This window comes from Burkholderia sp. SIMBA_051 (assembly GCF_046534915.1).
GTDB classification, from domain to species: Bacteria; Pseudomonadota; Gammaproteobacteria; order Burkholderiales; family Burkholderiaceae; genus Burkholderia; species Burkholderia ambifaria.
In genome coordinates this window covers 1-273 of record NZ_JAWRXS010000254.1, presented here as the reverse complement: position 1 = coordinate 273, position 273 = coordinate 1, and the positions used below count along the sequence as shown (strand labels likewise).

At 31.9% G+C, this 273-nt stretch carries 1 protein-coding gene; it reads right to left on the bottom strand.

The annotated features are described in order from the left end of the window. Positions 1-273: hypothetical protein (locus tag SB771_RS34420; protein ID WP_410721967.1), on the bottom strand; the 273-nt coding region annotated here is incomplete at both ends.

The window sequence follows — 273 nt, the reverse complement described above, 5'->3', positions numbered from 1 at the left end:
GTATTTTTATCATCCAGTAAACAAATGCCAGCACTGGCTTGTTCAAATATAAGTCTAAATTTTGCTTCCAGTTCTTGTGTTTTTTTTCGTAGGGTTTGTTCATTGCTAATAGTTAAATGCAACTCATGCATTAAAGCATTTATATTTTGTGTTAATCGACTTATTTCATCTCGTTTACCCTGTTTAAAGCTTAACATTTTAAGGGTTTCAGGTTTAGATGGATTAATTTTAGCAAAGCTATCAGTAAGGTTTTGAATAGGTTTCGTAAGCCAC